Origin of the sequence: Mycobacterium paraffinicum (assembly GCF_025822865.1) — a bacterium.
In the GTDB taxonomy this organism is placed as follows: domain Bacteria; phylum Actinomycetota; class Actinomycetes; order Mycobacteriales; family Mycobacteriaceae; genus Mycobacterium; species Mycobacterium paraffinicum.
In genome coordinates, this window is record NZ_JACKUR010000021.1 from 377,914 (window position 1) to 395,218 (window position 17,305).

Annotated in this window: 22 protein-coding genes and 1 tRNA gene; 17 read left to right on the forward strand and 6 right to left on the reverse strand. The window is 64.9% G+C overall.

The features are described from left to right. Positions 1–3: 3 nt before the first annotated feature. Positions 4–603 carry a putative glycolipid-binding domain-containing protein gene (locus tag H7J89_RS10385; RefSeq protein ID WP_264043139.1) on the forward strand — a complete coding sequence of 200 codons (600 nt, stop codon included), beginning with the start codon at positions 4–6 and terminating at the stop codon, positions 601–603. On the opposite strand, the gene H7J89_RS10390 is transcribed toward H7J89_RS10385, so the two are convergent. After that, positions 566–1,510 carry a prephenate dehydrogenase gene (locus H7J89_RS10390; protein WP_264043808.1) on the reverse strand — a complete coding sequence of 315 codons (945 nt, stop codon included), beginning with the start codon at positions 1,508–1,510 and terminating at the stop codon, positions 566–568. The two genes, H7J89_RS10385 and H7J89_RS10390, sit on opposite strands and share 38 nt — an antisense overlap. Positions 1,511–1,641: 131 nt before the next feature. Between H7J89_RS10390 and H7J89_RS10395 the strand changes: the two genes are divergently transcribed. The 3 genes from H7J89_RS10395 to H7J89_RS10405 all read left to right on the forward strand — a co-directional run bounded on the left by H7J89_RS10395 (position 1,642) and on the right by H7J89_RS10405 (position 2,737). Continuing rightward, a complete protein-coding gene (locus tag H7J89_RS10395; protein ID WP_067748783.1) occupies positions 1,642–2,163 on the forward strand; it encodes a tRNA adenosine deaminase-associated protein in 522 nt (173 codons plus the stop codon). Then, positions 2,160–2,618 (forward strand): nucleoside deaminase, encoded by a 459-nt coding sequence (locus H7J89_RS10400; protein WP_264043143.1) that lies wholly within the window; start codon positions 2,160–2,162, stop codon positions 2,616–2,618. The genes H7J89_RS10395 and H7J89_RS10400 overlap by 4 nt, the downstream gene beginning before the upstream one ends. 29 nt (positions 2,619–2,647) lie before the next feature. Next, positions 2,648–2,737, forward strand: a tRNA-Ser gene (locus tag H7J89_RS10405). Between the two features lie 31 nt (positions 2,738–2,768). Here the strand turns inward: H7J89_RS10405 and H7J89_RS10410 are convergent. Together H7J89_RS10410 and H7J89_RS10415 are read right to left on the reverse strand one after the other, a co-directional pair. Beyond that, positions 2,769–3,908, reverse strand: a complete 1,140-nt coding sequence (locus H7J89_RS10410) for a site-specific integrase (RefSeq protein WP_264043144.1) — start codon at positions 3,906–3,908, stop codon at positions 2,769–2,771. Next, on the reverse strand, positions 3,895–4,416 hold the full coding sequence (locus tag H7J89_RS10415) for a helix-turn-helix domain-containing protein (RefSeq protein WP_264043145.1): 522 nt from the start codon (positions 4,414–4,416) through the stop codon (positions 3,895–3,897). Before H7J89_RS10415 ends, H7J89_RS10410 begins: the two co-directional genes overlap by 14 nt. A gap of 125 nt (positions 4,417–4,541) precedes the next feature. Between H7J89_RS10415 and H7J89_RS10420 the strand changes: the two genes are divergently transcribed. The 4 genes from H7J89_RS10420 to H7J89_RS10435 all read left to right on the forward strand — a co-directional run bounded on the left by H7J89_RS10420 (position 4,542) and on the right by H7J89_RS10435 (position 6,749). Beyond that, complete coding sequence (locus tag H7J89_RS10420; protein ID WP_264043146.1) at positions 4,542–4,745, forward strand: helix-turn-helix domain-containing protein; 204 nt, start codon at positions 4,542–4,544, stop codon at positions 4,743–4,745. Between the two features lie 90 nt (positions 4,746–4,835). Further along, on the forward strand, positions 4,836–5,096 hold the full coding sequence (locus tag H7J89_RS10425) for a hypothetical protein (protein ID WP_264043147.1): 261 nt from the start codon (positions 4,836–4,838) through the stop codon (positions 5,094–5,096). Next, positions 5,089–6,465, forward strand: a complete 1,377-nt coding sequence (locus H7J89_RS10430; RefSeq protein ID WP_264043148.1) for a YfjI family protein — start codon at positions 5,089–5,091, stop codon at positions 6,463–6,465. Before H7J89_RS10425 ends, H7J89_RS10430 begins: the two co-directional genes overlap by 8 nt. Next, positions 6,462–6,749: a hypothetical protein gene (locus H7J89_RS10435; RefSeq protein ID WP_264043150.1), complete on the forward strand. Its 288-nt coding sequence runs from the start codon at positions 6,462–6,464 to the stop codon at positions 6,747–6,749. Before H7J89_RS10430 ends, H7J89_RS10435 begins: the two co-directional genes overlap by 4 nt. Positions 6,750–7,131: 382 nt before the next feature. On the opposite strand, the gene H7J89_RS10440 is transcribed toward H7J89_RS10435, so the two are convergent. Further along, on the reverse strand, positions 7,132–7,338 hold the full coding sequence (locus H7J89_RS10440; protein ID WP_264043153.1) for a hypothetical protein: 207 nt from the start codon (positions 7,336–7,338) through the stop codon (positions 7,132–7,134). Positions 7,339–7,352: 14 nt separating this feature from the next. On the opposite strand from H7J89_RS10440, the gene H7J89_RS10445 reads away from it, so the two are divergent. The 7 genes from H7J89_RS10445 to H7J89_RS10475 all read left to right on the forward strand — a co-directional run bounded on the left by H7J89_RS10445 (position 7,353) and on the right by H7J89_RS10475 (position 13,430). Then, positions 7,353–8,828 carry a terminase large subunit domain-containing protein gene (locus tag H7J89_RS10445; RefSeq protein WP_264043155.1) on the forward strand — a complete coding sequence of 492 codons (1,476 nt, stop codon included), beginning with the start codon at positions 7,353–7,355 and terminating at the stop codon, positions 8,826–8,828. Then, positions 8,825–10,219, forward strand: coding sequence for a phage portal protein (locus H7J89_RS10450; protein WP_264043157.1), 1,395 nt, complete (start codon positions 8,825–8,827; stop codon positions 10,217–10,219). Before H7J89_RS10445 ends, H7J89_RS10450 begins: the two co-directional genes overlap by 4 nt. Next, positions 10,216–10,839, forward strand: a complete 624-nt coding sequence (locus H7J89_RS10455) for a hypothetical protein (RefSeq protein ID WP_264043159.1) — start codon at positions 10,216–10,218, stop codon at positions 10,837–10,839. The genes H7J89_RS10450 and H7J89_RS10455 overlap by 4 nt, the downstream gene beginning before the upstream one ends. Further along, entirely contained in the window at positions 10,814–11,269 is a 456-nt protein-coding gene (locus H7J89_RS10460; protein WP_264043161.1) for a hypothetical protein, read from the forward strand. The genes H7J89_RS10455 and H7J89_RS10460 overlap by 26 nt, the downstream gene beginning before the upstream one ends. 103 nt (positions 11,270–11,372) lie before the next feature. Further along, on the forward strand, positions 11,373–12,248 hold the full coding sequence (locus H7J89_RS10465; protein ID WP_264043163.1) for a phage major capsid protein: 876 nt from the start codon (positions 11,373–11,375) through the stop codon (positions 12,246–12,248). Next, positions 12,249–12,545, forward strand: coding sequence for a hypothetical protein (locus H7J89_RS10470; protein WP_264043165.1), 297 nt, complete (start codon positions 12,249–12,251; stop codon positions 12,543–12,545). A gap of 405 nt (positions 12,546–12,950) precedes the next feature. Beyond that, positions 12,951–13,430, forward strand: a complete 480-nt coding sequence (locus H7J89_RS10475) for a CAP domain-containing protein (protein WP_264043167.1) — start codon at positions 12,951–12,953, stop codon at positions 13,428–13,430. Positions 13,431–13,537: 107 nt separating this feature from the next. Here the strand turns inward: H7J89_RS10475 and H7J89_RS10480 are convergent, their stop codons facing one another. Both H7J89_RS10480 and H7J89_RS10485 read right to left on the reverse strand, forming a co-directional pair. Then, positions 13,538–14,044: a hypothetical protein gene (locus H7J89_RS10480; RefSeq protein ID WP_264043169.1), complete on the reverse strand. Its 507-nt coding sequence runs from the start codon at positions 14,042–14,044 to the stop codon at positions 13,538–13,540. A 197-nt stretch (positions 14,045–14,241) separates the two neighbouring features. Then, positions 14,242–15,375 (reverse strand): glycoside hydrolase 5 family protein, encoded by a 1,134-nt coding sequence (locus H7J89_RS10485; protein ID WP_264043171.1) that lies wholly within the window; start codon positions 15,373–15,375, stop codon positions 14,242–14,244. A 200-nt stretch (positions 15,376–15,575) separates the two neighbouring features. Between H7J89_RS10485 and H7J89_RS10490 the strand changes: the two genes are divergently transcribed. Further along, on the forward strand, positions 15,576–15,962 hold the full coding sequence (locus H7J89_RS10490) for a DUF2237 family protein (protein WP_264043173.1): 387 nt from the start codon (positions 15,576–15,578) through the stop codon (positions 15,960–15,962). Positions 15,963–16,032: 70 nt separating this feature from the next. Then, positions 16,033–17,295, forward strand: coding sequence for a sulfotransferase family protein (locus tag H7J89_RS10495; protein WP_264043175.1), 1,263 nt, complete (start codon positions 16,033–16,035; stop codon positions 17,293–17,295). Positions 17,296–17,305: the final 10 nt, after the last annotated feature.

The window sequence follows — 17,305 nt, forward strand, 5'->3', positions numbered from 1 at the left end:
TGAGTGAACGCAGACCCCTCTGATGCCGCTCGGCGCGTGTGGCAGGCAATGTTGACTTGGCGCGCCCAGGACGTCTCCCGGATGGAATCGGTACGAATCCAGGTGTCCGGCAAGAGGATCAAGGCGAACGGTCGCATCGTCGCCGCCGCCACCGCCACCAATCCGGCATTCGGTGCGTACTACGACCTGCAGACCGACGAGACCGGCGCCACCAAGCGGCTGGGGATGACGGTCACCCTCGCCGAACGGGAGCGCGTGCTGTCCATCGCCCGTGACGAAGAGAACATGTGGCTGGTCACCGACCATCAGGGCGAGCGCCGAGCGGCGTACAACGGCGCGCTCGACTGCGACGTGGTCTTCAGCCCGTTCTTCAACGCGTTGCCCATCCGGCGGCTCGGCCTGCACGAGCGGCCGGACTCGGTCACATTGCCGGTGGTCTATATCAACCTGCCCGACATGGCGATCACCGCGGACCTGGTGAGCTACACCAGCACGGGCGGAGGCGACGGCATCAAGCTGCACTCGCCGGTCGCCGACACCGTCGTGAGTGTCGACGACGAGGGCTTCATCGTCGACTATCCAGGCTTGGCAGAGCGGATCTGATCACGCCGCCCGCCCGGCCCGCGGCGGCCAACTCCTCGCGCCAGTTCTCGCTGCCGATGATGACGTGGAAGATGTCGGAACGCGGAAAGCTGTCGTAACGCGTTCGGGCGGCGTGGCCGGCCTCGACGAGTTCGCCCACCGAATTGTTCGCGACCAGCGACTCGCGGGCCCGGCTCAGCAACTCGATCACCCGGTCGACGGCCGGCACCAGCTGGTCGGAGTTGCCCTCACACATCGCCCGCACCAGGTCCGGGTTGGTGCCGGCCACCCGCGTCCCGTCGCGAAACGATCCGGCAGCGAGCGCGAACGCCAGCGGGACGTCCCCGGCGATGACCGCCAGCGCCTCGGCGAGCAGGTGCGGCAGGTGCGAGATCGCGGCCGCCGCCGCGTCGTGGTCGTCGGAGTTGGCCGGGACCAGCACCGCGCCGCAGTCCAGCGCCAGCGTCATGACCATCGACCACACCACCGGGTCGACGTGATCGTCCACGCTGATCACCCACGGCGCCCTGGTGAACAGGCCGGGGTGGCCGGCGGCCCAGCCCGAATGGGCGGTGCCCGCCATCGGGTGGCCGCCGACGAACCGTTCCTGCAGGCCGGCCGCGACAACCTCGTCGAGCACGGCCCGTTTGACGCTGGTGACATCGGTCAACGGGCAGGCCGGGGCCAGTTCGGCGATGTGGGCGAGCATGCCGGCCAGCGCCGGCATGGGGACGGCCAGGACGATCAGCGCGCCGGTGTCGGCGGCGCGGGTGAGCGTCGCCGTCAGGTCGGTGGTCGCGTCGAAGCCGTCGGCGGCGGCTTCTTTGGCGCCCTCCACCGACCGGTTGTAGCCGAACACTTCGCGGCCTGCCGCCGTAGCGGCCCGCATTATCGAACCACCGATCAGCCCCAGGCCGAGCACGCACACCGGTGTTTGAGAAACAGGGCTAGCCACAGACCTAAGGTTGGCACAATCCGGCGGCGGCGGTGCGTCAAGATGTCGGCGCGGTTTCGCTCCATCTGGTCAGGGGGCCTGGTCTGCGACTACCGTAAGCGGCCATGGGAGCACAACGGGCCCCAGCCCAAGGCCTGTCCGCCGATACGCCGGACGGTTTCGGCGTAGCGGTCGTGCGCGAAGAGGGCCAGTGGCGGTGTTCCCCGATGGCCCGCAAATCGCTGATGAGCCTCAAGGCCGCCGAGACGGAGCTGCGGGAATTGCGCAGCGCCGGCGCCGTGTTCGGGCTGCTCGACGTGGACGACGAGTTCTTCGTGATCGTGCGCCCCGCGCCGTCGGGGACCCGGCTGCTGCTCTCGGACGCCACCGCCGCGCTGGACTACGACATCGCCGCCGAAGTGCTGGACAAGCTGGACGCCGACATCGACCCCGAGGACCTGGAGGATTCCGACCCGTTCGAGGAGGGCGACCTGGGATTGCTCTCCGATATCGGGCTGCCCGAGGCAGTGCTGGGCGTCATCCTCGACGAGGCCGACCTTTATGCGGACGAGCAGCTCGGCCGCATCGCCCGGGAGATGGGCTTCGCCGACCAGCTGTCGGCCGTGATCGACCGCATCGGTCGGTGATCGCCGACGAAGACCTGATCCGCACCGCGTTGTCGGTCGCCGCAACGGCGGGCCCGCGCGACGTGCCCATCGGTGCGGTGGTCGTCGGCGCAGACGGAACGGAACTCGCCCGCGCGGTCAACGCGCGGGAAGCCCTCGGCGATCCCACCGCGCACGCCGAGATTCTGGCGCTGCGGGCGGCGGCCCGCGCGCTCGGCGACGGGTGGCGGCTGGAGGGTGCGACGCTGGCGGTGACCGTCGAACCGTGCACGATGTGCGCCGGCGCGCTGGTCCTGGCCCGCGTCGGCCGGCTGGTGTTCGGCGCGTGGGAACCCAAGACGGGAGCGGTCGGATCACTGTGGGACGTGGTCCGCGACCGGCGGCTCAACCATCGCCCGGAAGTGCGGGGCGGGGTGCTCGCCGACGAGTGCGCCGCACCGCTGGAGGAGTTCTTCGCCCGCCAGCGATTGGGGTGAGGGGCCCACCGTTCGGTAAGCTGCTCCGCGGTGGCGTGTCCGAGCGGCCTAAGGAGCACGCCTCGAAAGCGTGTGACGGCTAACACCGTCCGAGGGTTCAAATCCCTCCGCCACCGCCATAGCCCTGGACCCTGCATAGCAGGTAAAGGGCTATTTTTCTGTTTGCTGACGAGCCTCGTGCCCACCCGGTGCCCACACTTTGCCCACACTTCCGAGTGAATAGGTGTTGTGCAGAGTGACCGCAACTGCATCCAGATCCGTGTCGAACAGGTCCGCGTAGGTATCCAAAGTGACCTTCGCCGACTTGTGCCCAAGCATCCGTTGCAGCGCCAGGACGTTGACGCCGGCCGACACGGCCAAGCTCGCCGCCGAGTGCCGCAAGTCGTGCGGAGTGATCTGCTGGACCTTGGCCCGCTTGACCGCACCGGAGAACCATCCGCGCGTCGACTTCGGCCGCGGCAGATACTTCCCATCCGGCCCCGGAAATACCAAATCGCTAGGGCCCTTGTCCGCGCACACCGGCGACAACTCATCGAGGACGAAAGACGGCACCGGCACCGACCGCACCGCGCGGCCCTTCGTCTGCCCGACCGCATGATCGACCCCGAGCTGCACGGCGTTCTCGTGCACCACAAGGCGACGCTTCAGAAACTCGACATCACGAACCCGAAGCGCGATCGCCTCACCCCAGCGGAGCCCGCAGAACGCTAGGACATAGACCAACGGCCGATGCTCCCCCGACTCACTGGCCAGCCGGTGCACATCGTCAGCCGACAGATAAACGTGCCGGCGGGTCGACTTACGCGGCAGCCCTTCGATACCCCTGGCCGGATTGGACGCAAGTCGCCTCGCCTTCACCGCATCCCCGAGGACACCGGAGAGCACGCCATGGGCACGCAGCACCGTTGTCGCCCCCCGCCCGTCACGAACCATCTGCGATACCCACGACTCGATATCAGGCACCGTGACCTTCGCGACCTGCCAGCGCCCCCACTTCGGCAAGACATGCACCCGCCAAGCCGACTCGATCATCCGATAATTCGAGGGTGCGGTCGCCTGTTCCTTGCGAGTCAGCCAGTCCGGCCCAAGCTCCGCGACAGTGATGCGACCAGCGGTCTCCGGGATGAACTCACCCGTCAACTTCTTGACCTCGACGGTGTTGGCGAACGCCTCCGCGGCCTTCTTCGTCCTGAACCCTCTCTTGTCGGTCTGACGGTTATCCGTCTTGCGGTAGCGAACACGGTAAAGCGTTGAGCCCGAGGAGGTCTCGTACTTTTCAATCGTCGCCATGGTCGCCTCGCCGGGCCGGACGGCCGTGCGGCCGCTGCTGCATCTCTTCGAACGTCGTGGAGTACACCTGCCGCACCCGCCAGATCGGCCAGGCATCGTGAATGAACACCACCCACTGATCGCCTTCCGATATCGGACTCTCTGCATCGGTGAGCGGCTTAGCGGCAGTGAGCCAATCCCAAACGTCCTCTGCCGCACGAGGAATCGAGGCAGTTAGCGAGACCTCCGCAGTTTCATCCGACGACGCCGGCAGCATTAGCGTCGCGGGAGATACATTCAGCGCCGCGGCCAAAGCCACCAGATCGTCAACATCGACCCGCCGGCCACCGCTCTCGATCTTCCGCAGGCCCAGGGTGGGAATCCTTCGATCGAGCCCGGCCAATCGCGCAGAGAGATCGGTATATGCGAGACCTCTAGCCTTCCGCAGCCGCTTGATATTTCGTGCAACCGTGGCTCCGGTCGGCCCGAGAGATTCGAGCGGATCCCATCGGTCTTCGGCGTCCTCCATGCCCGTGAGCATAAGCGATGAAAATCATCTGTTCAACGATTCTCTTGACAGTTCACGCGATCTTATGCATTCTATCGCTAGGGAGATGAAAATCATCTCTCATGCGATGAAATGGAGATCGACTGATGGCGGAAGTGTCGCTACCTGAGGTAGCTACAGCCAGGCAGTTGGCGGAATTTCTAGGCGTGAGCGAGGCATCGCTGGCCCAGGATCGCTACTTACGCAAAGGTGTCCCGTTCACCCGCGTCGGTGGCCGCAGAATCCGCTACCTGCGTGACGACGTCCTGAAGTACCTGCAGGCCAACCGGATCAACGGTGACGCGGCCTAGATGAACACCACCACCAAAAGTGAAGACCCCGGGGCTGCCACCCCAGGGCCTTCAGAACCTATCCGCAGCAAGGAACAGGAGACACCCATCATGACACAGACCACCGACACCCAACACCAAGGCACGTTCGAGGGCGACCGCTACCAAGAGCGACAACCGGACGAATGGCGGCCGTACACACCCGGCCGTCGTTGGCGCCACCCACATCTCGGCATCAAGGCCGAGGGGTTCCGGTGGGGTCACCGAATGGGGCGCACCGATTGCGCCCGCCGCCTCTGGCCGCATCTCACTGATGAGGGCCGCCAGCTGGCCGCCGTGATCGCAGCCGAAGGAGAAGATGCCGGTGACTGACGCCTTCTGGTCGTCGCGGCCGGCCCTGCAGCACGTGCTCACCCTGGCGCGTGCCCGCGGGGTCGGCCCCTGGGCCGTACTCGGAGCCGTACTCGCCCGAGCAGTCGCGACCATCCCGCCCGAGATCATGCTGCCCGGCATCGTCGGCAGCCGGATGTCACTCAATCTGTTCATCGCCCTCGTCGGACCCAGCGGCGGAGGCAAAGGAGCAGCCGAAGCCACTGCCCTCGACGGCTTCCACCTGCCATACGTCGAAATCGTCCCCCTGGGCTCAGGGGAAGGTATCGCCAGAACCTTCCGCCCGGTCGGCACCAAGCCCGACGACCCCAACGTGGTGACCGCCGCCATCTTCTCGGCCCCAGAGATCGACACCTTGGCCGCGGTAGCCAGCCGCCAAGGCTCCACCCTTAGCTCCGAACTCCGCAAGGTCTACAGCGGGGAACAACTCGGCTTCGGGAACGCCGGGAAGGACACCCGCAACATCGTCGCCGCCGGCTCTTACCGGGCGTGCCTGACCATCGGCGTCCAACCCTTACGGTCACAAACCTTGCTCGGCGCCAGCGACGGCGGCCTACCGCAACGGTTTGTCTGGTTGCCCACCAGCGACCCAGATGCACCCGACGAACCACCACCCGACCCTGGCAAGTGGAAAGTCAGCCGGCCGTCCTGGTTGCGCGCTGTCGGCAGCACCGTCGACCTCATCGTTCCCGAGACCGCCAGCAAAGCCATCCGAGCCCACCGCCTCGCGGTCCTACGCGAAGACCCACACGTCGATCCGCTCGACGGCCACGCCCTGCTGACCAGATTGAAAGTGGCCGCCGCATTGATGGCTCTGGACGGCAGGACCGTCGTCAGCGCCGAAGACTGGTCGATCTCCGGGTACATCATGGACGTCTCCCACTACACCCGCAAACGCTGCCAGCAAGCCCTCGCCGAGCAGTCCCGTAGCGCCAACGCGGGCCGAGCTCTGGCCGCCGCGGACCGCGAGGAGATCATCTCCGACCGCAAGCTACAACGGGCCAAGGAAGCGATCATGCGCAAGCTGGCAGACGGCCGCCAGCTACCACGCCATGTGATCCGCAAAGCACTGAAAGCCGATCTCCGCGACTACTTCGACCCCGCACTCGACGCATTGCTGACAGAACGCGAAATCACCGTTTCCCCAGCAAGGCGAGGAACCCAGAAGGTACAGGTGTACCAACGGTACACGCCTCAGAAAGAGGCATCTACCAGCACAGATAAGACGTGTACCGAAAGTACACCTGTACCAACAAGTGAAGGGTCCACCCCAACAGTCCAATCAGGACGCAGACGCCGCACCCACGGCAAGTACCGCAATCCCCAGCAAACAGGAGAAGCTACAGCATGACCAACGAAGAAGAACTCGCAGCATCACTCCGATCCACCCTCGTGGTCGGCATGGCCGAGGCCGCAGGCATCCGCTTAGCCCCCAACGGAGAAGGCGGACTCGTCGCTGCACTTGATGTCGACAGCGAAGATGGCAAGTGGCGCTTCGTCCTGCCGCGCCGAGTCTGCATGGATCTACTCAGCCAGTGCGCAGCCATCGCTGCAATGACACCTGACCAGGCCCACGCACTCGCAGCGCAGATGCATCAGCAGTACCTCGACGGCCAAGCAGAGGCCGACGAGTGACACTGCGCCCCTGCGTCGTGTGCGGCGAGCCGTCAGCAAAGTCACGATGCCCTACGCATCGACCGAAGGACCGCAAGCCATCCCGGCAACAACGCGGCTACGACTCACAGTGGCAAGAACTCAGCCGACGTGCTCGACGACTGCAGCCATGGTGCACCGACTGCGGCTCCACCGAGGACTTGCAGCTCGACCACCTACCCATCGCATGGGAACGCAAAGCCGCCGGCAAGACCATCCGCCTCGGAACCGACGCCGAAGTCTGCTGCGCCGAGTGCAACCGTCGCCGCGGAGCTGCCAGGGGGGATGCCCCCAACCATCCACGCCAGCACCCCCACGCCAAGGCGCGGGGGGCGTTACACGCTGCGGGCGGTGGCCGGTGAGGTTAGCGGACTCGCGTGACGGTGCGCTTCGGACGGGCGTTGTCGTCGTCGACTCGCACCCAAAATCCTGGTCCGAAGACGACCTTCTGGTTGTCCTTGGTGAGGACCAGCGCGCCACCGGGGTCGATGGCGTATTGCCAGTCGCTGTAGTTCGTCTTGGTGAGTTGTTCCTCGCCGGGAACGGGCTCGAGATGAGTGACCCAGATCATCTGATGAGTATGCCGTGAAGGCCGGGCCGAAAGCGTCGGTTGACGCGTCTCCGTTGCCGTGGCGTCCGCGGTCGACCGGTTCAGCGCGGTTCTCGAAGTTTTGTGAGCGATATATCAAGGTGCCGAAGGGCACCGGCGCGCGGACTCCGATGAGGTTGCGGGACTGGCAGCAGGATCTTGTCGGTTCGGTGCTCGACGCCGACCCGCAGCCCCGTACAGCCGCGTGGATGTTGCCCAGAGGCCAAGGAAAAACGTCGCTGCTCGCCGCGTGGGGACTGTACGAGCTGTTCTGCGGTGGTGAGGGTGCCATGGTGTGCGTCGTCGCCACCGACGAGCGGCAAGCGGGCTTGTGCTTCAACATCGCCCGCCGCATGTCCGAACTCGATGGCGAGTTAGCTGCCCGCGTCCAGGTATTCAAGGAACGCTTGGTGATCCCCGGACGAGACGCCCAATTCCACGTATTGCCCGCTGAACCGAAACGGCTTGAGGGTCTCGACTACTCGTTGGCGATCCTCGATGAGGCCGGCGTGGCCAACCGCGACTCCTACGAAGTGCTGACGCTGGCGCAGGGTAAACGTGAACGCTCGACGTTGGTGGCGATCGGCACACCGGGCCCCAACCTGGAGGATCAGGTGTTGCTCGACCTCCGGCAATACGCCGCCGAACATCCCGAGGACACATCGCTGGTGTGGCGGGAATTCTCCGCGGCCGGATTCGAGGACCATCCCGTCGACTGCGCGCACTGCTGGGAGCTGGCGAACCCTGCCCTGGATGACTTCCTGCACCGCGACGCCCTGCACGCACTGCTGCCGCCAAAGACTCGTGAGTCGACGTTCCGCAGGGCGCGGCTGTGCCAATTGGCGGCCGATACGGAGGGCAAGTTCCTGCCCGGCGAGGTTTGGGGCAGCCTCTCTACAGGCAAGGGGGTGCCGGATCGCACTGAAGTGGTGATCGCCCTCGACGGTTCGTTCTCCGATGACACCACCGCCTTGCTAGTCGGGACGGTAGCTGCAGAGCCGCATTTCGATGTGATCCGGGTGTGGGAACGCCCACAACGTAAGGACACCGATTACCGCGTGCCGGTCGCCGACGTCGAGGACGCGATCCGGGCCGCGTGTCGGCGCTGGCAGGTGGTGGAGATAATCGCCGACCCGTTCCGTTGGACCCGTACCCTGCAAGCTTTGGAATCCGAAAACCTGCCTGTGGTGGAGTTCCCGCACAGCCCTTCACGTTTGACCGCGGCGACCACCGATCTGTATAGCGCGGCGATCAACGGCCGGCTCACGCATTCCGGTGATCCGAAGCTGGCCGCGCACGTCGCCAACGCGGTGATCGTCGAGGACGCGCGCGGCATGCGGTTGTCGAAGCAATCCCGTTCTCGTACGGCTCCCAAGATCGACCTGGCCGCTTGCCTGGTCATGGCTCACTCACGCGCCACCTGGCGTGCGACACACAAGAAACGAAGGAAGACAAGGAGTTTCGCCGCATGACCGACAACCCGCTCTTGACTGAGATGCTGCAGAGGCTCGATGAGCCCGCCCACCATTACGCCGAGCTGGACCGTTATTACGAAGGCAAGCAGCCGTTGGCGTTCCTGGCGCCGGAAGCGAAAGTCGCCCTCGGGCAACGCTTCGGGCGGATGGCGACCAACCTTTGCAAGTTGGCAGTGACGTCGCTGGCTGAACGGCTTCGCGTGACCGGGTTCAGCGGGGACGCCGCCGACATCTGGCCCGACTGGATTCACAACGATTTGGACCAACTGTCTGGCGTCGCGCACCGCGAAGCCCTACTGCTCGGCGACAGTTTTGTGATTGTGTGGGCTGACAGGTTCGGCCGGCCCAAGGTCACCGTCGAATCCGCCAAGCAAGTCATGGTGCGACGCGATCCCGGCACCCGTCAGATCACCGCCGCGGTCAAACGGTGGGAGGACCATCAGCGCAAGACGACAGAGGCGGTGTTGTACGAGCCCGATCAGATCACCCGCTTCCGCGCGAACCAAACCGGGCCGACCACTGTGGGATTCACGGCCGTGGATACCCTCGCCAACCCGCTTGGTGTCGTTCCCGTCGTTGGTCTGCGCAACAGCGACCGAATCCTCGGCCACCACCACCATCACTACCGCGGCGTCTCCGAGATCGAGGATCTCAAGCCGTTGGTGGACGGGTTGAACAAGGTCTTGAGTGACATGCTTGTGACTTCCGAATACGTCGGACGTCCCAGAAGGTGGGCCTCCGGAATCGAGTTGACCGAGGAACCCGTCCTCGACGAGAACGGCGACCCGGTCCTCGACAGCGACGGCCAGCCGGTCATGGTGGAGGTCAACCCTATCCCAGAAGGTAGCCGGGCGATGATCAGCGAGTCCGATAACGCGAAGTTCGGGCAGCTTGAGGCCGCGAACCTGTCCGGGTATGAGGCGTCCGTGCGAATCCTGTTGGCGCAGATCATGGCTGTGTCAACGCTTCCCGGTCACTATGTCGGCATCCTCACCGACAACCCGGCCAGCGCCGACGCCCTACGAGCTGCCGAAGCATCGCTCACCGCGCGCGCCGAAGCCAGACAGCAGACTTTCGGCCGGTCCTGGGAGCAGGTCGCCCGCCTCATGGTGGCCGTTCGCGACGGCCGCGACCCGGAGCAGGTTGAGGCGCGGGTGCAGTGGGGCGACGCCGCGACCCGCTCGGTGGCCCAGGAGGCCGACGCTGTGGTCAAGCTGTTCCAGTCCGGTCTGCTGCCGGCGTCGTATGCGCTGGCGAAGCTGGGTTACTCCGACGACGAGATCGCCGAGATCCGCACCGCGCGCCGCGCTGAAGCCCTCGACACCGCCGGCATCAACCTCCTTTCAGGTGTTCGAAATCAAACAGCTGAACCGAGGCCGGCAGCGTGACCAGCGTCGAGCAACACCAGTCCCGGACCGAGGCATTGGCCGCCACTACAGCGACCCAAGCCCTCACGGTGTACGCCGCATACCAAGCAGGCCAGCTGACCCGAGATCAGGCAGTGGCGCTGATCGCCGCAATAGTCAACCAAGCCAACGCCGCCGCGGTTTCACTCGCGGATGCCGGATTGTCGGTCCAGATCGAGCACGCCACCGGCTCACCGGCTCCCGCCACGGGCATCACCCCGACCGACGCCGCGGAACGGCTCCACAAGGCTGTCGACACCATCCTCGACGAACAGCAACCCGACCCCGAGCAGCCTGATAGCACTCAGATGCGGATTGAACGGCTCGCCCGGGCCGAACCGCTGGAAGCCGCCCAGAACGCCACCATCGACGCCATGCAGAAGCAACCTTTGGTAGAGGGATGGACCCGACACCGCAGTCCGGGTTGTTGCCTGCTTTGTACCTGGTGGTGGCGCGAAGGCCGCATCTGGCCCAAAGAACACCCCTTCCAATCACACAAGGGATGCAATTGCACACCGAAAGTTGTGCTCGCCGAGCACATCGAATCAACCGTCTACACAAGGAGATTGAAGCGAAATGAGCAGCCCAGAACAACCAGTTGACGAGACCATCGAGGAACCAACCCCCGAGGATTACCAGGCCGTAGTGCGCGCCATGCAGGCCGACGGACACAACATCGACGACCCCGAACCCGAATCCGATGAACCGGACACGTTCCCACGCTCCTATGTCGAGGATCTGCGGCAGGAGAACGGCAAATACCGGCAGCGCGCCCAACAGGCCGACGCCTACGCGCAGCGACTCCACACCGAGCTGGTCCGGGCCACCGGCCGCCTGGCCGACCCCACCGATCTGCCGTTCGACCCGGAGCACCTAGACGACGCCGACAAACTAGCTGGCGCCATCGACGACCTCCTCACCAGCAAGCCGCACTTGGCCAGCCGCCGGCCGACCGGAGACATCGGCCAAGGCGACCGCGGACCGGCGTCGGGATCATTCAGCCTGCTCGGCATGCTCAAAGAACGCACCTGACTCCGCTAAACTGGAAACCTGAACGGGGGCCTGGTGCCCCACCACGATTGACGTCCTGGCGACGTGTCGAACCACCCTCCGACACAACCGTTAGGACATTTCCGTGGCTATTGAAACCACCGCCAGCAACACTGCGCTGCTGCAATCGCAAGTCGCCGATCTCCTCGTCCAGCCACTCGCGCAGGCCTCCACATTCCTGGCCGCCGGTCCCCAAATCTTCGACACCTCCAACCCGCTGCGCATCCCGCGCATCACCTCCGGTGTAAACGCCGGGTTCTACGCAGAGGCGGTCCAGATCGGTGACGGGACGGTCACATTTGACGAAATCGATTTGCTACCTTCGACTTTGAAGTCGCTGAAGGTGCTGGTGCGGTTCTCCAACGAGATGGTGCGCCAATCCGTCGTGGCCCTTGACGCCACCCTGCGCTCCACCCTCGTGACGAATGTCGCGCAGGCCCTCGACGCGGCCCTGTGGGATGGCACCGGCACGTCGGACACGATCAAGGGCATCCTGCGGCAATCCGGCATCGCGACCGGCGTCTTGGACCTTACCGACGCCGATTCCCTGATCGACGGTTTAGCCACCGCGCAGGCGAACAAGGTCAACCCCACGCATTGGGTGATGACCTCGGCCAGCTTCGCCAAGCTGCGCAAGCTGAAGATCGCTAACCCCGGCTCCACGTCCGATCAGGACTTCCGCCAGTACCTGTTCGACCCCACAGGGATCTCCGGAGGCACCGCCTTCCGCCTGTTCGGGCTGCCCGTCATCATCACCGACAACATCCCCGCCGTCTCCACGAAGAACCGGGTCGCGCTGGTGGACTTCTCGAAGGTCGCCGTCGCCCGCGACGTCGACGCCGTGGTCAAGCTGCTCGATCAGACTTGGGGCGACTATGACTCCCAGGGCATTCGGGTGGTTACCCGCTACGACGTCGGGCTGCTGCACTCCGAGGCCGTCACCCTGCTGACCGAGGCATAAATGGCCACCCCGGCAGACGTCGACGCACTGCTCGCGGGCCAAACCGACGCCATCGTTCCCCTGATCACCACGATGGCCAAGGCCTACACCCGCGGGCAGGGATTCGACGGCGACGAACCCAACGCGGAGATCGCCGCGGTCATCACCACCGCTTCGGCACGCCTCGCGGCGAACCCTAAACAGTTGGGGAACACCGACACCGCCGGCCCCTTCAGCGAGGCCGTTGTCGGTGGGTTCAATGGCTGGACATTGGCGGAGCAGTTCGTCCTGAACCGCTACCGCAAGCGGGCCATGTAAGTCTCGGCGGCCGGGCAGGGCGTCAAACCGGCTTGGCTCCTTTCGACGGCAAGAGCCGCCACGATGGGCTAGAAGTAGGCCCTAGCGGTATCTGCGCCCACCCGGCCGCTGGCTGCCCACACCGTGCCCACAATCTGCCCACAGTTACACATAACTCAATTGAACTACATTGATGTGTTTCAGCAGTTCACGGCACCGCGGGCAGGTCTGAGGCGTAGCTGAATAGGGTTCAAATCCCTCCGCCACCGCCAAAGACGTTCACCCGCTATCGCGGGTGGGGTCGTTGCTTGAGTTCTCGCGCGCAGCTCCCAGGTGGGTTTAGCAAAGACGATTTTCGGCCAATCTCGGTCGAGGGTGGATAGCATTTATTCACGGACAAACGCAATGCGCGTAGCAAGAGGCCACATGACGAAGAAATTTGAGATCGTCGCCATCTTCGCGTTCTGTTGTGTCCTCATGGCGCCCATGGGCACCGGTGCCGAATCTGTCGCGCGCGCAGACGATCCGGGTACGGCGCTATACAACGGCATCAACGGGCTTCGTCAGCCGTGCGGGCCACTCACAGATGACCCGCGGTTGCGGGCGGCAGCGCAGCGGCACGCCGACGATCTGCTGCGCACCGGTTTGAGCGGCCATATCGGTTCGGACGGTTCTTCGCCGCGGACGCGCATCGCGGATGCGGGCTACACCAGGGCCCCTGCCACGGGGGAGATCATCTCTTGGGGCACCGGATCGGCCGCGACCCCCACCCAGGCTCTCGACTCGTGGATGCAAAGCCCTCCGCACCGAGGGATTATCGTCAACTGCGCGTTCACTGCGAGCGGCTTCGCCACCGCCTCAGACGGCAACAAGATGACGGCGGTGGGTGACTTCGCGGCCCCCTAAGTCCTTGACGGTGAGGCTTTTCCTACACACTGCCCGCCGCTTCGACTAGACCAGTGACACAGAGCCAGCCCCCGGATCGCGACGCCGGTCAAACACATCGAAGACGTTCATACATGTGGCAGCCAAGCCGAACCATGCGGCGACAGCACGAATCCACGTCCTTGCGGGTCTTTACAGGCGGTCACGCCTGAGTCATCGACGCCGCAGATCACACCGTCGACCGTGATGGAATGCTTCGGCGGCAACAGCTTGAGAGACCGCCCGTACACTTGCCCGTTCGGGGCAATGGGATTACCAGATTGTGCTAGCCCGGAGGCGGTGCCGATCACATTCACCGTGCCGGGCCCGGCAGCGGGCGGGACAGCGGGAAAGTTATTGCCGGTGCACTGCGCCTGGCCGGAAAAGAAATCGCAAGTGATGCCGTCTGGTGTAAGGAAGTACACCGTATTCAGCGGAGTGCGCCCGGTATTAGGAAGTCCAATGGCGTAATCTGCCACATTCACCGGCGTGTAGCTGTTGATGTCCGGGAATGCGGGTGCGTCGGCGTGCGCGCTGCAGCTGACGACGACCACGCTGACGATTCCGGCAGCGATTGGAAGGGTCTTGCCAGTCATTCTGGTTCTATCATTGGACGGTTACCGGTTTGCATTAACTTGGAATCTCGCGTGTTGTAAGGGTCGCCCCCGGCCGAGGCGATCAGCTCTGGTTCGCTCAGATGAGTCAGAGTCACCGCCGCCCCCTTCTGAGACCCCACCCTACTAGCCGATAAAGGCCGGTCAACGGCAAAATCCGGATCCCAAGACCTGGGGGGTCAGGCTTGGCTGCCGGCCAGCTTTCGGGTCGTCAGCGCTTCGGTGTCCTGGAAGGGCCGGCCATCGGGCCGGAGCAGGTCGTGGAACCAGACTTTCGGGATCGCGGTGTACGGGTGATCCCAGGATTCCCACGGAAAGTAGGTCTGGGTCTTTCCGGCGACCAGACCCCAGTTGATCGCACCGACGTTGTGGCGCTTGGCCACCGGGAGGATTCCCTCCACGGTGCTGCCCCGGGGCCGCGCCATGTACTCCGTGCAGAGCATCGGCCTCCCCAACGGGGCAAGCTCGCCGATCCGGGACTCGAAGCCCGCCGGGTCGGCGTAGGAATGGAACGTGACGACGTCGGCGTTGGCGAGCTGAATGTCGCTAATTGCGCTGCGGCCCTGGGGTTGTCCCCAGTCGCCGCGCCACACGCCGCTCGTGAGCGGCTGACTGGGATCGACCGCGCGCGCCCAACGGAATACCTGGGGAAGCAGGTTGGCGACCAGCTGATCCTTGTCGCTGCGCTCGGCGCTCTTGTACTGGCGCGCGGGGTTGTCCGGTTCGTTCCACAAGTCCCAGCCCAGAATGCGGTCGTCGCTACGAAATTGGGTCAGCACGGCGGTGACGTAGTCGCGCATGACGCCGGCGTATCGGGGGTCGCCGAGCCGTTCGGCGCCCGGGCTCTGCACCCAGCCGGAGTTGTGCACACCCGGCCTCGGCGCGCGTTGTCGACCCGCCCTGGGTGCCGGGTCCCAGCATGAGTCGAAGAAGACGAACAGCGGTTTGATGCGATGGCGCGCGGCGATGTCGACGAACTGCGCAAGCCGCGTCTGGAAGCCGCGCTGGTCTTGCGCCCACAGCTGATCGTGGAGGAAGACCCGGGCGGTGTTGTGCCCGTAGAACCTGGCCCAGCCGAGCTCGGTGTCGATGCGCCGCGGGTCATAGGTCTCGGCCTGAAACATCTCGAGCTGATTGATGGCGTTGGAGGTGATGTAATTCGATCCGACGAGGAAACCTTGCGCCTGATACCAGCGGTTGGCGCGGTCGGCGGGCCACCGGCCCGGTTCCTCCGCGGAGGCGCGTGGCGCTCGCGCCAGCGCGGTGCCTGCTGCCAGCAGAAGTGGCAGCTTGAGGGCCGTTCTTCGTTGCACGATGTGACGATAAATTTTCCCGGCGATTTCCCCGGGATTTGCTCAGCGCGTCGCGCCAGCTTGACGTGCGAATTGTTATCGCTTCGTCACTGGCGCCCGGCCGCACGTCGCCCCATCCGCGCCGGAGCCGGCCAAATTTGCCCCAGCGGAGACGGCAAAGTTACTTCAAACTTCACCCCCGGGAGCGCAATACTGAACCCGTGCCCGATCGAAACGTGTTAGGCGGCCCGCTGGAACCGTGCGGCACCGAACCCGTGACCGGTTACTACCGCGACGGCTGTTGCTCCACCGGCCCCGAAGACCTCGGCCGCCACACGATCTGTGCGGTCATGACCGCCGAGTTCCTGGAGCACCAGCGTTCCATTGGCAATGACCTTCTGACACCGGTTCCCGAATACCGGTTCCCGGGCCTGTTGCCCGGCGACCGCTGGTGCGTCACGGCGCTGAACTGGCTGCGGGCGCACCAGGATGGCTGCGCTGCACCCGTGGTGCTGGCCTCCACGCACGAGCGCACCCTCGAGGTGGTGCCGCTCGAGGTGCTGCAGGAACACAAGGTCGACGTGCCCGACGACTTGGCGAACCTGTAGGACCACAGCAGATCGCCGCCTAACGTCTGTGTCATATTTCTCTTCGACGACACGTCGAAAAGAGGATCCGGTGGGCTCTGCCGTTGATGACATCGACTTCGACGACCTGACCGCGCCCAAGCTGACCGACGTGCAACGGCAGATCTTGGACTTCACCGAGGCCAAACACGTCGACTTCGACATCGACCGGATGCTCGCAGAGGCGGTCGAGCAGGCCGGAGTCGACGACCTTGACGATGTCGACGGCTTCGGCGATCGGCTCGCTGCGCACGTCGCCGCGATCGAAGCCGACGAGGGCCTGCGCCAGCTTACGCGCTCGTCGTTGCGGCAACGCGTGGTCCGGTTGCTGCGCAACCGGTTGTCCCTGACCGAGCTCCTCAAGCGATATCCGGAGATCGAAGCCATCCCGATCGAGCGCCCGTTCATCGTCGTCGGGATGCCGCGCTCGGGCACCACCCATCTGGTGAATCTCATTGCCGCCGACCCACGCCGGCGGGCCTTGCCGTATTGGGAGAGCCAGGAGCCGATTCCGGCCCGCGGTCAGGGACCGGACATCTTCGGGGTCGACCCCCGCTACGCGCGAGCCAAATCCGAGCACGATGCGTTGATGGCCAGCGCCCCGGTGGTCGCCGCGATGCACGACCGATTCCCCGAGGCGATCGAGGAAGAAGTCGAACTGCTCGATTTGGATGTGGCCGCCTACGTCCTGGAATGGCATGCACGCGTGCCGAATTGGCGCGACTACTACCTGAGCCTGGACCAAACCCGGCACTACGCATACCTGAGAAAGGTGCTGCAGGCACTGACCTTCCTGCGCGGTCCGCGGACCTGGGTCCTGAAAAGCCCGCAGCACTGCGAGCAGCTCGGCCCGCTCATCGCGACGTTTCCCGACGCGACAGTGGCTTTCACGCACCGCGATCCCGTCGCGGTTATCCAGTCGGCGATAACGATGATGGCCTACTCCGATCGGCTGCGGCGCACAAGCATCGAGCCCGACTGGCTGCTGGACTATTGGAGCGACCGAGTGCACCGGCTGCTCACCGGGTGCGTGCGCGACCGCGATCTCGTCCCGGCCGAACGCAGCATCGACGTCAGCTTCCACCAGCTGAACGGCAATGAAATGCCGGTGCTCGAGCGGCTTTACGAATGCGGCGGCGCCGAACTGACACCGAAAGTGCGGGCGCGATTCCAGAAATATCTGGACGGCAATCCGCGCGGCAAACATGGCCGCATCCACTACGACCTGCAAAAGCACTTCGGCGTCACGCCCGACGAGGTGCGCGGACGATTCGACTTCTACTTCGACAGGTTCGACGTCCGTGCCGAGAGCTAGCCGGAAGGCA